Origin of the sequence: Streptomyces asiaticus (assembly GCF_018138715.1) — a bacterium.
GTDB lineage: Bacteria > Actinomycetota > Actinomycetes > Streptomycetales > Streptomycetaceae > Streptomyces > Streptomyces asiaticus.
The window spans coordinates 5,249,627-5,262,754 of sequence record NZ_JAGSHX010000006.1 but is presented as its reverse complement, the minus strand read 5'-3'; the positions used below and the strand labels follow the sequence as shown (position 1 = coordinate 5,262,754).

Sequence of the window (13,128 nt, the reverse complement as noted above, 5' to 3'; positions counted from 1 at the left end):
GCTCACACACCCACCCCGGCACGCGCCCGCAGCAGAGCGGCGGGGGCGACGTCCTCGAGCGGCAGACCACGACGGGCGGCGATCTCCTCGGGGCGCTGAAGGCCCCGCAGAGCGGCCACCGTGGCGTGCACGATGTTGATCGGGTTCGACGAGCCGAGCGACTTGCTCAGCACGTCGTGGATGCCCGCGCACTCCAGCACGGCACGCACCGGGCCACCGGCGATCACACCGGTACCGGGCGACGCCGGCTTCAGCAGCACGACACCCGCGGCCTCCTCACCCTGGATCGGGTGCGGAATGGTGCCGGCGATCCGGGGGACCTTGAAGAAGTGCTTCTTGGCCTCCTCCACGCCCTTGGCGATCGCGGCCGGCACCTCCTTGGCCTTGCCGTAACCGACACCCACGGTGCCGTCACCGTCGCCCACCACGACCAGCGCGGTGAAGCTGAAGCGACGACCACCCTTCACAACCTTGGCGACGCGGTTGATCGCGACAACACGCTCGACGTAAGCGGTCTTCTCGGCGGCAGCGCCACCGTCCCGCCGGTCCTTCCGGTCCCGCCGCTCGCCGCCACCGGCGCCGCCACCGCGGCGCTGGGGTCCAGCCATTGGATTTACCTCTCTCGTTTCCGCTTTGCGTTGGAACCGGGGCTCAGAACTTCAGCCCGGCCTCGCGGGCGGCGTCCGCCAGAGCGGCGATGCGCCCGGCGTACTTGTTGCCACCGCGGTCGAACACGACGGCCTCGATGCCCGCGGCCTTCGCCCGCTCGGCCACCAGGGCGCCGACCTGCTGCGCCTGGGCGCTCTTGTCGCCCTCGGCCGCCCGGATGGAGCTGTCCAGCGTAGACGCCGAGGCCAGGGTGTGGCCCGCGATGTCGTCGATGACCTGCGCCACCATGTGACGGTTGGAGCGCGTCACCACGAGGCGGGGGCGGACCGGCGTACCGGAGACCCGCTTGCGGACGCGGATGTGACGCCGCTTGACGGCAGCGGCCTTGCGAGCGTTGCCCTTGGCAATCTTCACACCGTATGCCATGGCTTACTTACCAGCCTTTCCGACCTTGCGGCGGATGACCTCGCCCGCGTACTTCACGCCCTTGGCCTTGTACGGGTCGGGCTTGCGCAGCTTGCGGATGTTCGCGGCGACCTCGCCGACCTTCTGCTTGTCGATGCCCTCGACGCTCAGCTTGGTCGGGGACTCCACCTTGAAGGAGATGCCCTCCGGGGCCTCGACCAGGATCGGGTGGCTGTAGCCCAGGGAGAACTCCAGGTTGGAGCCCTTCGCCTGGACGCGGTAACCGACACCGCTGATCTCGAGCGCCTTGCTGTAGCCCTGGGTCACGCCGGTGATCATGTTCGCCACCAGCGTGCGCGACAGGCCGTGCAGGGCCTTGTTCTGACGCTCGTCGTTCGGGCGGGTGACAACGAGGACGTTGTCCTCACCCTTGGCGACCTCGATCGGCGCGGCGACGGTGTGCGAGAGAGAGCCCTTGGGACCCTTCACGGCGACCGTGCGGCCATCGATGGTGACGTCCACACCAGCGGGAACCTGGATGGGCAGCTTGCCAATGCGCGACATGTGCTTCCTCCGTTCCCTGGTTACCAGACGTAGGCGAGGACTTCCCCACCCACGCCCTTCTTGCCGGCCTGCTTGTCGGTGAGGAGCCCGTGCGACGTGGAGATGATCGCCACGCCCAGGCCGCCGAGCACCTTCGGCAGGTTGGTGGACTTTGCGTAGACCCGCAGGCCCGGCTTCGAGATCCGCTTGATGCCGGCGATCGAGCGCTCGCGGTTCGGGCCGAACTTCAGCTCGAGGATGAGGCTCTTGCCGACCTCGGCGTCCTCGACCTTCCAGCCGGTGATGTAGCCCTCCTGCTGGAGGATCTCCGCGATATGCGACTTGATCTTGCTGTGGGGCATCACGACGGAGTCGTGGTACGCCGAGTTCGCGTTTCGCAGACGCGTCAGCATGTCTGCGATCGGATCGGTCATGGTCATGATGGCCTTCGGCCTCTCTCGCCGGGGTTTCCTGTATGCGCCATCCCTCTCACCCGCTCAGTGGCGGGCACGGGTGCGGCGCGGGGACCTACGGCGTAGTAAGGATTCTGGGCGGCGAGCGCCCAACCCTTCTACTCTACGGGAGCGGAAGGGCGGGGCTCGCCATCCATTTGCTTACCGAGAGCCCGGTATCAACCCGTAAGGGCTGATTACCAGGAGCTCTTGGTCACGCCCGGCAGCTCGCCACGGTGAGCCATCTCACGAAGGCACACGCGGCACAGGCCGAACTTGCGGTACACGGAGTGCGGACGTCCGCAGCGCTGGCAGCGCGTGTAGGCACGCACGCCGAACTTGGGCTTGCGGGCGGCCTTGGCAATGAGAGCCTTCTTCGCCACGGCTCACGCCTCCTTGAACGGGAAGCCGAGGTGACGCAGTAGGGCGCGGCCCTCTTCGTCGTTGGTCGCCGTGGTCACCACGGTGATGTCCATACCCCGGACGCGGTCGATCTTGTCCTGGTCGATCTCGTGGAACATGACCTGCTCCGTGAGACCGAAGGTGTAGTTGCCCCGGCCGTCGAACTGCTTCGGCGACAGACCGCGGAAGTCGCGGATACGCGGCAGCGCGAGCGACACCAGACGGTCCAGGAACTCCCACATGCGGTCACCGCGGAGGGTGACGTGGGCGCCGATCGGCTGGCCCTCACGCAGCTTGAACTGCGCGATGGACTTACGGGCCTTGGTGACGGCGGGCTTCTGGCCGGTGATCGTGGCGAGGTCGCGGATGGCGCCCTCGATCAGCTTGGAGTCGCGGGCGGCGTCGCCCACACCCATGTTGACCACGACCTTGGTCAGACCCGGGATCTGCATGACGTTCTCGTAGGAGAACTGCTCCTGCAGCTTGCCCTGGATCTCTTCGCGGTAGCGCGCCTTGAGGCGCGGTGCAGTGGTGGTGGCAGTCATCAGATGTCCTCACCGGTCCGCTTGGCAACGCGGATCTTGTTGCCCTCGTCGTCGAAGCGGTATCCGACGCGGGTGACGACCTTGTTGCCGTCCTTCTCCACCACGAGCTGCACATTGCTCACGTGGATCGGGGCCTCGGTCGTCACGATGCCGCCGGTCTTCGAACCACGAGCGGTCTGTCCGGCCTTGGTGTGCTTCTTGACCCGGTTGACACCCTCGACCAGGACTCGGTCCTCGCGCGGGAAGGCCGCGATGACCTTGCCCTGCTTGCCCTTGTCCTTACCGGTGATGACCTGGACCAGGTCGCCCTTCTTGATCTTCATCGGTTACAGCACCTCCGGCGCGAGCGAGATGATCTTCATGAACTTCTTCTCGCGCAGCTCACGGCCCACCGGGCCGAAGATACGGGTGCCGCGGGGGTCGCCATCGTTCTTGAGGATGACGGCCGCGTTCTCGTCGAAGCGGATGTACGAACCGTCCGGGCGGCGGCGCTCCTTCACGGTGCGCACGATGACCGCCTTGACGACGTCACCCTTCTTCACGTTGCCACCGGGGATCGCGTCCTTGACGGTGGCGACGATGACGTCACCAATGCCCGCGTAGCGGCGACCGGAGCCACCGAGAACACGGATGCAAAGGATCTCCTTCGCGCCCGTGTTGTCGGCGACGCGCAGTCGCGACTCCTGCTGGATCACGTCTATCTCCTGATCGTCTGCCGGTTCCCGGCAGGGGCTGGATATATCCAGCCCCTGCCGAGCCTGGCGGAACTGTCCTGCGGACTATTGCCCGCAGGAATTACTTGGCCTTCTCGAGGATCTCGACGACGCGCCAGCGCTTGGTCGCGGACAGCGGCCGGGTCTCCATCAGGAGGACGCGGTCGCCGACACCCGCGGCGTTCTGCTCGTCGTGCGCCTTGAGCTTGTTGGTACGGCGGATGACCTTGCCGTACAGCGCGTGCTTGACGCGGTCCTCGACTGCGACGACGACGGTCTTGTCCATCTTGTCGCTGACGACCAGACCCTCACGGGTCTTGCGGAAGCCGCGGTTCTGCGTTGCGTTCTCAGTCACATTCGTCTCGCTCATCAGGCGCTCTCCACCGTCTCGATGCCGAGCTCGCGCTCCCGCATCAGGGTGTAGATCCGGGCGATGTCCTTCCGGACGGCCTTCAGCCGGCCGTGGTTCTCGAGCTGTCCGGTCGCCGCCTGGAAGCGGAGGTTGAACAGCTCTTCCTTGGCCTCACGCAGCTTGCCAACGAGGTCCTCGTTGTTCAGCTCACGCAGCTCGGACGCCTTGGTACCGGCCGCCATCACGACTCACCTGCCTCGCGCCGAACGATCCGGCACTTCATCGGGAGCTTGTGAGCAGCGCGGGTGAGCGCCTCACGCGCAGTCTTCTCGTTCGGGTAGGACAGCTCGAACATCACCCGACCGGGCTTGACGTTCGCGACCCACCACTCCGGCGAGCCCTTACCGGAACCCATGCGGGTCTCGGCGGGCTTCTTCGTCAGCGGACGGTCCGGGTAGATGTTGATCCAGACCTTGCCGCCACGCTTGATGTGGCGGGTCATCGCGATACGAGCGGCCTCGATCTGACGGTTGGTGACGTACGCCGGGGTGACGGCCTGGATGCCGTACTCGCCGAACGCCAGCTCCGTACCGCCCTTGGCCATGCCGGACCGCTTGGGGTGGTGCTGCTTGCGGTGCTTGACCCTGCGAGGGATCAGCATGGGGTCAGCTCTCCTTTCCGGCTGCGCTGGGCTCGGCCGCCGCCGCGGCGGGCGCCTCGGCCTTGCCGGCCTCGGCGGGCGCGGCCGACTGCTGCGGCTTACGGCCGCGGCCACCGCGCTCGCCACCACGGCGCTGCGGGCGGTCGCTGCCACCGCGCGACGGGCGGTTGCCGGCGCGGGCGGCGGCGTTCTCGGCGCGGACCTCGGCGATGTTCTTCACGTCGCCCTTGTAGATCCACACCTTGACGCCGATGCGGCCGAAGGTGGTCTTGGCCTCGAAGAAGCCGTAGTCGACGTTCGCGCGGAGCGTGTGCAGGGGCACGCGGCCCTCGCGGTAGAACTCCGAGCGGGACATCTCGGCGCCGCCGAGACGGCCACCACACTGGATCTTGATGCCCTTGGCGCCGGCCTTCATCGAGCTCTGCATCGACTTGCGCATGGCGCGGCGGAAGGAGACGCGGGAGGAGAGCTGCTCGGCGACGGCCTGGGCCACCAGCTGAGCGTCCACCTCGGGGTTCTTCACCTCGAGGATGTTGAGCTGCACCTGCTTGCCGGTGAGCTTCTCCAGCTCGCCGCGGATACGGTCGGCCTCCGCGCCGCGGCGGCCGATGACGATGCCCGGCCGGGCGGTGTGGATGTCGACGCGGACGCGGTCACGGGTGCGCTCGATCTCCACCTTGGAGATACCGGCGCGCTCCATGCCCTTCGTCATCATCCGGCGGATGGCGACGTCTTCCTTGACGTAGTCCTTGTACAGCTTGTCGGCGTACCAGCGCGACTTGAAGTCGGTGGTGATGCCGAGCCGGAACCCGTGCGGGTTTACCTTCTGGCCCATTACCGGGTTCCTTCCTTGCTGCTGACGACCACGGTGATGTGGCTGGTCCGCTTGCGGATCCGGTAGGCGCGGCCCTGGGCACGCGGACGGAACCGCTTCAGGGTCGGGCCCTCGTCGACGTACGCCTCGGAGATGACGAGGCTGTCGGCGTCGGTGTGGTCGTAGTTGTGCGCGGCGTTGGCGATGGCGCTGTCCAGCACCTTGCCGACCGGCACGCTCGCGGCCTGCGGGGCGAAACGCAGGACCGCCTGGGCCTCCGTGGCGCTCATGCCACGGATGAGGTCCACCACGCGGCGGGCCTTCATGGGCGTGACGCGGATGTACCGCGCCTGGGCCCTGGCTTCCATGGTTGTCCCTTCAGTGTCTGTCATGAGTCTTTTCCGCTGATCAGCGACGACGCGACTTGCGGTCGTCCTTCTCATGGCCGCGGAAGGTGCGGGTCGGCGCGAACTCGCCGAGCTTGTGGCCGACCATCGACTCGGTGACGAACACCGGGACGTGCTTGCGGCCGTCGTGCACCGCGATCGTGTGGCCGAGCATGGCCGGGACGATCATCGAGCGGCGGGACCAGGTCTTGATGACGTTCTTGGTGCCTGCTTCGTTCTGCGTGTCCACCTTCTTGATCAGGTGGTCGTCGACGAAGGGCCCCTTCTTGAGACTGCGCGGCATCTAAACCCGCTCCTAGCGCTTCTTGTTCGTCTTGCGGCGGCGGACGATGTACTTGTTGCTGGCCTTCTTCGGCGAGCGCGTACGGCCCTCCTTCTGACCCCACGGCGAGACCGGGTGGCGACCACCGGAGGTCTTGCCCTCACCACCACCGTGCGGGTGGTCGACGGGGTTCATGACCACACCACGAACGGTCGGGCGGACGCCCTTCCAGCGCATGCGGCCGGCCTTGCCCCAGTTGATGTTCGACTGCTCGGCGTTGCCGACCTCGCCGACGGTGGCGCGGCAGCGGACGTCGACCAGGCGGATCTCACCGGACGGCATGCGCAGGTGGGCCATGGAGCCCTCCTTCGCCAGCAGCTGCACGGAGGCACCCGCGGAGCGGGCGAACTTCGCGCCGCCGCCGGGCCGCAGCTCGATGGCGTGGAGCGTGGTACCAACCGGGATGTTGCGCAGCGCGAGGTTGTTACCGGGCTTGATGTCGGCGCCGGGGCCGTTCTCAATGCGGTCGTTCTGCTTCAGGCCACGCGGGGCGAGGATGTAGCGCTTCTCGCCGTCGGCGTAGTGCAGCAGCGCGATGCGCGCGGTGCGGTTGGGGTCGTATTCGATGTGTGCGACCTTCGCCGGGACGCCGTCCTTGTCGTGACGGCGGAAGTCGATCACGCGGTACGCACGCTTGTGACCGCCACCCTGGTGGCGGACCGTGATGCGGCCGGCGTTGTTACGACCACCCTTGCTGTGCAGCGGGCGGACCAGCGACTTCTCCGGCGTGGACCGCGTGATCTCGACGAAGTCGGCGACGCTGGAGCCACGACGGCCCGGGGTCGTCGGCTTGTACTTGCGGATACCCATTTCTCAGTCCTCGGAAGATTCCGGACTTCTGGACGTTCCGATCTCCGTCAGGAGACCGGGCCGCCGAAGATGTCGATGCGGTCGCCCTCGGCGAGGGTCACGATGGCGCGCTTGGTGTCCTTGCGCTTGCCGTAGCCGGTGCGGGTGCGCTTGCGCTTGCCCTGGCGGTTGATCGTGTTGACCCCGGTGACCTTGACCGAGAAGACCGCCTCGACGGCCTGCTTGATCTGGGTCTTGTTCGCGCGCGGGTCGACGATGAACGTGTACTTGTTCTCGTCCAGCAGCGCGTAGCTCTTCTCCGAGACCACCGGCTTGACGAGAACGTCGCGGGGGTCGGTGAAGGTCTTGCTGGTGACAGCGGTCGCCTCACTCATCAGGCGGCGCTCCCTTCGGTCTTCTCAGCGGCCTTGGGACCAGCCACGAAGGACTCGAAGGCGGCCTTGGTGAAGACCACGTCGTCGGAGACGAGCACGTCGTACGTGTTCAGCTGGCCCGGCTCCAGGATGTGCACCTGGGGCAGGTTGCGGGCGGACAGCCACGCGGCCTCGTCGCTCCGCTCGGCGACCAGGAGCACGTTCTTGCGCTCGCTGATCTTGCCCAGCAGGGCCTTCGCGGCCTTCGTGGAGATCTCACCGTCGACCACGCCGGTCACGACGTGGATGCGCTCGTGACGCGCCCGGTCGGAGAGGGCACCGCGCAGCGCGGCGGCCTTCATCTTCTTCGGGGTGCGCTGGCTGTAGTCGCGCGGCACGGGGCCGTGCACGACGCCACCGCCGGCGAACTGCGGCGCGCGGGTCGAGCCCTGGCGCGCGCGGCCGGTGCCCTTCTGGCGGTACGGCTTCTTGCCACCGCCGCGGACCTCACCACGGGTCTTGGTCTTGTGCGTGCCCTGGCGGGCAGCGGCCAGCTGGGCGACGACGACCTGGTGGATCAGCGGAACGCTGACCTGCGCGTCGAAGATCTCCGCGGGGAGTTCGACGGACCCGGCCTTGTCGCCTGCCGGCGAAAGGATGTCAATGGTGCTCATCGGTTACCTCAGGCCCCCTTGGCCGCGGTACGGACCAGGACGAGGCCGCCGTTCGGACCAGGAACCGCTCCCTTGATCAGGAGCAGACCCTTCTCCGCGTCAACGGCGTGGACGGTCAGGTTCTGGGTGGTGACCCGCTCATTGCCCATGCGGCCGGCCATGCGCAGGCCCTTGAACACGCGGCCCGGGGTGGCGCAGCCACCGATGGAGCCCGGCGAGCGGTGCTTGCGCTGGGTGCCGTGGCCGGCGCCGAGGCCACCGAAGCCGTGGCGCTTCATGACACCGGCGGTGCCCTTGCCCTTGCTGGTGCCGGTCACGTCGACCTTGACACCGGACTCGAACACCTCGGCCGTGACCTCCTGGCCGAGGGTGTACTCGCCGGCGTCGGCGGTACGCAGCTCCACCAGGTGGCGGCGCGGGGTCACATCCGCCTTGGCGAAGTGGCCCTTGAGCGGCTTGTTCACCTTGCGCGGGTCGATCTCGCCGAAGGCGATCTGGACGGCGCTGTAGCCGTCCGCGTCATCGGTGCGGACCTGGGTCACGACGCAGGGACCGGCCTTGACGACGGTGACCGGGACGACGCGGTTGTTCTCGTCCCACACCTGCGTCATGCCGAGCTTCTCGCCCAGGACGCCCTTGATCTGCTTAGCCATCTCGCGCGTCACCTCAGAGCTTGATCTCGATGTCGACGCCCGCCGGCAGGTCGAGACGCATCAGCGAGTCAACCGTCTTCGGAGTGGGGTCGAGGATGTCGATGAGGCGCTTGTGCGTACGCATCTCGAAGTGCTCGCGCGAGTCCTTGTACTTGTGCGGCGACTTGATGACGCAGTACACGTTCTTCTCTGTGGGCAGCGGCACCGGGCCCGCGACCGACGCACCAGTCCGGGTCACCGTCTCGACGATCTTCTTCGCCGAGGAGTCGATGACCTCGTGGTCGTAAGCCTTGAGCCGGATGCGGATCTTCTGTCCCGCCATGGCTACTTCGTAGTCCTGTCTCTCGTAACGCTCTGGGACCCGATGGCGTTCGTGCCCTCCTCCACCTCACTCCCGACCCACGCGGTCGGGCGTGTCGCAGCCCTTCCCATAAATCTCCGCACGGAGATCCCTGATGAAGGGGGTTGCTGGGGGAGAAAGTCACCCACCGGGTGCCTGGCTGGGGCCCCGCTGACGCTTCCCGGAAGATTCCCGTACTTCCGCCCCTGATCAGGGGCGACGAGTACTGTGGGACTCGCTTCCGGTCCTCCCGGCGGGAGGCGCGCAGCATCGGCACTCAACCGAGCAACCTGGCTAGTGTGCCATAGCGGCTGCTCCGGACGCCAATCAGGGGCCCGGAAGCGTACCCCTCGCGGGGCGCACTTCAAACTTGGCGCGCATCGGCACGCACCGGAGGCCGGGGCACAGTGTGACGTGCGTCACGTGCGAGTGCGAGATCCGGGACGTCACCCCATGTGACCCGGCGCACAGCAGGGCACGCGCCCCCAACCGGTCACCCTCCCCACACGTCTGTCCCCAGGGGAACACACGACACACTCGCACTCCGGGGCACCGGCATGCGCACGCGGCATGCACGCGGCCGATTCACCCGCCCCGCCGACACCTCCTGGAAGCGCCCCCATGACCTCCACCGCGCAGGCCCCCGGCCCGTCCACCTCACCACCGAGACGACGGGGGCGCACCACCCGGAGCGCCCGCCCCCGGAACGTGGCGGTGGCACTGGCCGCCGGTGCGGCCCTGATCGCCGGGGTCGTGTTCGCGTTACGCGACGCCGACGGCGGCGGCAAGGGCGCGGCCCGCGCCACGGCCCCGGCAGCCCTGCCGCCCGACGCCATCTCGGCCACCTCCAGACCTCGCCCCGGCTCCCCCACCACCGCGACCGGCGAGTTCGTCACCGCGAGGTCCTCCGGCGCGGTGATCGGCAAGGGAAGCGATCCGCGGCGGTTCAAGGTCATGGTGGAGAAGGGCACCGGCGTCGACGCGAAGCGGGCCGCGGCCGAGATCTCGGCGATCCTCGCCGACAAGCGCGGCTGGACCAACGACGGCGAGCACTCCTTCCAGCCGGTCGCCGACGGCCCCTCCGACTTCGAGGTGAAGATCGCCACCCCGGACACGGTCGACGAGATCTGCGGCGCCGTGGGCCTGGACACCCATGGCGAGGTCAACTGCGACGCCGGCTCCCAGATCATGGTCAACCTCAAACGCTGGAACACCGGCTCACCGGAGTTCTCCGGCCCCATCAGCGGCTACCGGGCACTGATCGTCAACCACGAGGTCGGCCACCGCATCGGCCACGGCCACGAGACCTGCCCCGGGAAGGGCAAACGGGCGCCGGTGATGATGCAGCAGATATACGGGCTCAAGGGCTGTGTCGCGAACGAGTGGCCCTACAGCGCGAAGGGCAGGTACATCGGGGGCCCGGCGGTCCCGTGAGGTTCGGCACGCCGGGCCGAGACGAAACCCGCACCGCGCCACCGCCTTGGCAAGGAGGGCGCGGGCGGCGACCTCGGCAAGGGGCTGGCGATGATCATCGCGGCGGAGGGGTCGGCCCCCGGCGGTATGCGTCGGCCCCGTGGTGACGATGTGTCCGATCTGTGACCGACACCTCCCGGCCACCGGACAACCTGTCAAGATCATCGACCGTCTCTTCACTTGGAGCAGCCGGAGACTACGCGCTGCCGAAGTGACAGGGTCACCAAATTGAACAGTCGATGGACATCGCGGGGGGCGCGGACCACCCGCAGGCAGACGCTCGCCGCGCTGGCGGCGCTCACCGCCGGGGGAGCCGTGGGGGTCGCCGGGATCACCGGGATCGCCGGATGCGGCGCCGGACATGCGCGCGGCGCGGCAGCGGAGCCCGCGCGGGCCAGTGAGCCCGGGGCGGCGGAGCCGTTCACCTCGGCGGTGGGCGACAAGCGGGCGCTGCTGTTGCAGATCATGGCGCACCCCGACGACGATCTGTACTTCATGAACCCGGACGCCGAGCATGTGCTGCGCTCCGGCGTCCCGGTGGTGTGCGTGTACGTCACGGCCGGTGAGGCCCGGGGGATCAACCATCAGGCCGGGACGCCGATCCCGCACGCCGACAAGGCCGCGTACTCCGCCTCCCGCCACCAGGGGCTGCGGCAGGCGTACGCGCAGATGATGGGTCTGAACCAGTTCGCGCCCTGGCAGCGGTCGGTGCTGCGGCTTCCCGGCGGGGTCACGGCGGAGACCAACACCCTCGCCAACGGCGCCCGCAGCGCCCGGCTGATCTTCCTCAACCTCGCGATGCTGTCGGACGGCGGCGTACGGATCCCGGCGCTGTGGAACACCCCGGGCACCGTGATGCGCACCCTCCTGGCCACCGACTCCCCCGTGGCGCACCCCAGCTCGTACGGCCATCAGACGCTGGTCGACGTGCTCGCCGGGATCATGGACCGCTATCGGCCCACGCTGATCCACACGCTGGACCCGGACCCCGACTTCCAGGTGCACGACGTCCTGCACCCCAAGGACAACGATCAGCCGGGCTGCTCGGACCACCGCGACCACACCCCGGTCGCGCTGTTCACCTGGAAGGCGATCGCCCAGTGGGTGGCCGCCGCCACCCAGCGGGACAAGCACGCCCCGCGCTTCACCACCACCGCGTTCCGCGGCTACTACAACCAGCGCTGGCCGCACAATCTGCCGCCCGCGGTGCTCGCCCAGAAGGCCCGGGCCATCAAGTCCTACGGCGGTGCGCCGGACTGGGACTGCGGCAACGCGGCCGGCTGCGGCGACTACAGCCAGGGCGGGGTGCGCCCGCTGCGGAACCGCAAGGGCTGGATCCGCTCCACCCACTACCGCTACCCCGCCTCGCTGCCCGCGCCCACCACGGACGCCCAGGGGCGGCTCGTGGCGTACGGCGTGCTCGGCACCCAGGCCGTGCGGTGGCGCGAGACCGGGCCCGGCAGCGGACGGTTCGGGGCGCCGCAGGGGCTCGGCGGCGGACCGCTCGCCCCGGCACTCGCCGCGGTGCGGGACAGCGCGGGGCGGCAGGTGCTGTTCGCGCTGCGGTTCGCGGCGCTGGCGGGGCAGGGCGCGGGCGACCTGCGCGAGATCGTGGTGCTGGAGCAGCGCCGCCCGGACGGCCCGTTCCGCGCCTGGACCGGCCTCGGCACCCCCGAGACCGACCCCGAGCACGGCCGCCGGGTCGGCTGCCCGGCGGCGGTCGCCACCCCGGACGGCCGGGTGCACCTCTTCGTACGGACCGCGGACAAGGGCCTGGCCACCCGAGTACGGGACGCGAAGGGCCACTGGGGTCCCTGGCAGCGGCTCGGCGGCGCCGAGATCCAGGACGGGCTGACCGCGCTGCTGGACGCCGAGGGACAGGTCCATGTCCTCGCCCCCGGCCGCGACACCGTCCACCACTGGGCCCAGGAGTGGGCCGGCGGCCCGGTCGCCCTGCGCCCGCCGTCCGGTCTGCCGCGCCCCGGCGGCGATCAGCTGGGCGCCGCGGTGGCCCCCGACGGCACGCTCGAGCTGATCTACCGCACCCCCACGGCCACCGTGCCCACCGTCCACGGCGAAACCTCCCTCACGGTGCGGCACTTCGAGGGCTACGGGGCGATCGCCGCCCACACCGTGGCCGAACCGTCCGGCCGCCGCGAGGCGAAGACGCTGCTGCTGGTCGGCCGCGACCTGGGCGGGGAGGTCCAGGTCCAGTACGGCACCGGCCCGGACGCCAAACCGCTGCGCTCCCCCGGCCATCTGACTCCGGTCGGCGCCCCGGCACTCCTGGCGGACGACGGCCACCAGGGCGTCTGCGTGGTGGGCCTGTCCCCCGACGCCACCCCCTGGATCTGGCGCCCCCGCCCAACCTCGCGGGCGTAGCCCCGGTCCGCGTCCGCGGGCCGGCGCGCCGGGGCATCACCCGGCGCACGTCGTCCGGGGCGCGCCCCCAGCGTGTGTCCGGCCCCATCGCCGCGCGGCGCCCCGGCGACGTCCCCGGGCCGCGTTCCGTCCGGATCCCCGAGTCGGCCGCCTGCCCGACTCCGCGTGCGGCCTTCGCGATCCCCGTGCGGCCATGGCCTCCTTCGTGCGGCATGGCC

At 69.2% G+C, this 13,128-nt stretch carries 21 protein-coding genes; 2 read left to right on the top strand and 19 right to left on the bottom strand.

Annotated elements, in window-relative coordinates; all coding sequences use genetic code 11:
- Positions 1-2: 2 nt before the first annotated feature.
- From rpsE to rpsJ, 19 genes are all read right to left on the bottom strand, one after another.
- Positions 3-608 (bottom strand): 30S ribosomal protein S5, encoded by a 606-nt coding sequence (rpsE, locus tag KHP12_RS29880; protein ID WP_020869250.1) that lies wholly within the window; start codon positions 606-608, stop codon positions 3-5.
- 43 nt (positions 609-651) lie between these two features.
- A complete protein-coding gene (gene rplR, locus KHP12_RS29875) occupies positions 652-1,035 on the bottom strand; it encodes a 50S ribosomal protein L18 (protein ID WP_020869251.1) in 384 nt (127 codons plus the stop codon).
- A gap of 3 nt (positions 1,036-1,038) precedes the next feature.
- The gene (gene rplF / locus KHP12_RS29870; protein WP_037952896.1) at positions 1,039-1,578 is read right to left on the bottom strand and encodes a 50S ribosomal protein L6; all 540 of its coding nucleotides are present in this window, start codon (positions 1,576-1,578) and stop codon (positions 1,039-1,041) included.
- 20 nt (positions 1,579-1,598) lie between these two features.
- Entirely contained in the window at positions 1,599-1,997 is a 399-nt protein-coding gene (rpsH, locus tag KHP12_RS29865) for a 30S ribosomal protein S8 (RefSeq protein ID WP_037952895.1), read from the bottom strand.
- A 209-nt stretch (positions 1,998-2,206) separates the two neighbouring features.
- Positions 2,207-2,392, bottom strand: coding sequence for a type Z 30S ribosomal protein S14 (locus KHP12_RS29860; RefSeq protein WP_003956452.1), 186 nt, complete (start codon positions 2,390-2,392; stop codon positions 2,207-2,209).
- Positions 2,393-2,395: 3 nt separating this feature from the next.
- Positions 2,396-2,956 carry a 50S ribosomal protein L5 gene (gene rplE, locus KHP12_RS29855; RefSeq protein ID WP_020869255.1) on the bottom strand — a complete coding sequence of 187 codons (561 nt, stop codon included), beginning with the start codon at positions 2,954-2,956 and terminating at the stop codon, positions 2,396-2,398.
- A complete protein-coding gene (gene rplX / locus KHP12_RS29850; RefSeq protein ID WP_014054173.1) occupies positions 2,956-3,279 on the bottom strand; it encodes a 50S ribosomal protein L24 in 324 nt (107 codons plus the stop codon). The genes rplE and rplX overlap by 1 nt, the downstream gene beginning before the upstream one ends.
- A 3-nt stretch (positions 3,280-3,282) precedes the next feature.
- A complete protein-coding gene (gene rplN / locus KHP12_RS29845) occupies positions 3,283-3,651 on the bottom strand; it encodes a 50S ribosomal protein L14 (protein WP_003998823.1) in 369 nt (122 codons plus the stop codon).
- Between the two features lie 100 nt (positions 3,652-3,751).
- Entirely contained in the window at positions 3,752-4,039 is a 288-nt protein-coding gene (gene rpsQ / locus KHP12_RS29840) for a 30S ribosomal protein S17 (RefSeq protein WP_014054172.1), read from the bottom strand.
- Entirely contained in the window at positions 4,039-4,263 is a 225-nt protein-coding gene (rpmC, locus tag KHP12_RS29835) for a 50S ribosomal protein L29 (protein ID WP_009715874.1), read from the bottom strand. The genes rpsQ and rpmC overlap by 1 nt, the downstream gene beginning before the upstream one ends.
- Entirely contained in the window at positions 4,263-4,682 is a 420-nt protein-coding gene (gene rplP, locus KHP12_RS29830; protein ID WP_009715875.1) for a 50S ribosomal protein L16, read from the bottom strand. Before rplP ends, rpmC begins: the two co-directional genes overlap by 1 nt.
- Before the next feature lie 4 nt (positions 4,683-4,686).
- Positions 4,687-5,517 carry a 30S ribosomal protein S3 gene (gene rpsC / locus KHP12_RS29825; protein WP_037952894.1) on the bottom strand — a complete coding sequence of 277 codons (831 nt, stop codon included), beginning with the start codon at positions 5,515-5,517 and terminating at the stop codon, positions 4,687-4,689.
- A complete protein-coding gene (gene rplV / locus KHP12_RS29820) occupies positions 5,517-5,864 on the bottom strand; it encodes a 50S ribosomal protein L22 (RefSeq protein WP_014054168.1) in 348 nt (115 codons plus the stop codon). The genes rpsC and rplV overlap by 1 nt, the downstream gene beginning before the upstream one ends.
- 40 nt (positions 5,865-5,904) lie before the next feature.
- Entirely contained in the window at positions 5,905-6,186 is a 282-nt protein-coding gene (rpsS, locus tag KHP12_RS29815) for a 30S ribosomal protein S19 (RefSeq protein ID WP_020869258.1), read from the bottom strand.
- Between the two features lie 12 nt (positions 6,187-6,198).
- Positions 6,199-7,035: a 50S ribosomal protein L2 gene (gene rplB / locus KHP12_RS29810; protein ID WP_030835102.1), complete on the bottom strand. Its 837-nt coding sequence runs from the start codon at positions 7,033-7,035 to the stop codon at positions 6,199-6,201.
- 47 nt (positions 7,036-7,082) lie between these two features.
- Positions 7,083-7,409 (bottom strand): 50S ribosomal protein L23, encoded by a 327-nt coding sequence (gene rplW, locus KHP12_RS29805; RefSeq protein WP_020869260.1) that lies wholly within the window; start codon positions 7,407-7,409, stop codon positions 7,083-7,085.
- Positions 7,409-8,062 (bottom strand): 50S ribosomal protein L4, encoded by a 654-nt coding sequence (rplD, locus tag KHP12_RS29800; RefSeq protein ID WP_037952891.1) that lies wholly within the window; start codon positions 8,060-8,062, stop codon positions 7,409-7,411. Before rplD ends, rplW begins: the two co-directional genes overlap by 1 nt.
- An 8-nt stretch (positions 8,063-8,070) precedes the next feature.
- A complete protein-coding gene (gene rplC / locus KHP12_RS29795; protein WP_020869262.1) occupies positions 8,071-8,715 on the bottom strand; it encodes a 50S ribosomal protein L3 in 645 nt (214 codons plus the stop codon).
- Between the two features lie 13 nt (positions 8,716-8,728).
- Positions 8,729-9,037, bottom strand: coding sequence for a 30S ribosomal protein S10 (gene rpsJ, locus KHP12_RS29790; protein WP_003948644.1), 309 nt, complete (start codon positions 9,035-9,037; stop codon positions 8,729-8,731).
- 639 nt (positions 9,038-9,676) lie between these two features.
- On the opposite strand from rpsJ, the gene KHP12_RS29785 reads away from it, so the two are divergent.
- Positions 9,677-10,489 (top strand): DUF3152 domain-containing protein, encoded by an 813-nt coding sequence (locus KHP12_RS29785; RefSeq protein ID WP_086880019.1) that lies wholly within the window; start codon positions 9,677-9,679, stop codon positions 10,487-10,489.
- A gap of 267 nt (positions 10,490-10,756) precedes the next feature.
- On the top strand, positions 10,757-12,910 hold the full coding sequence (locus tag KHP12_RS29780; RefSeq protein WP_086880018.1) for a PIG-L family deacetylase: 2,154 nt from the start codon (positions 10,757-10,759) through the stop codon (positions 12,908-12,910).
- Positions 12,911-13,128 lie beyond the last annotated feature (218 nt).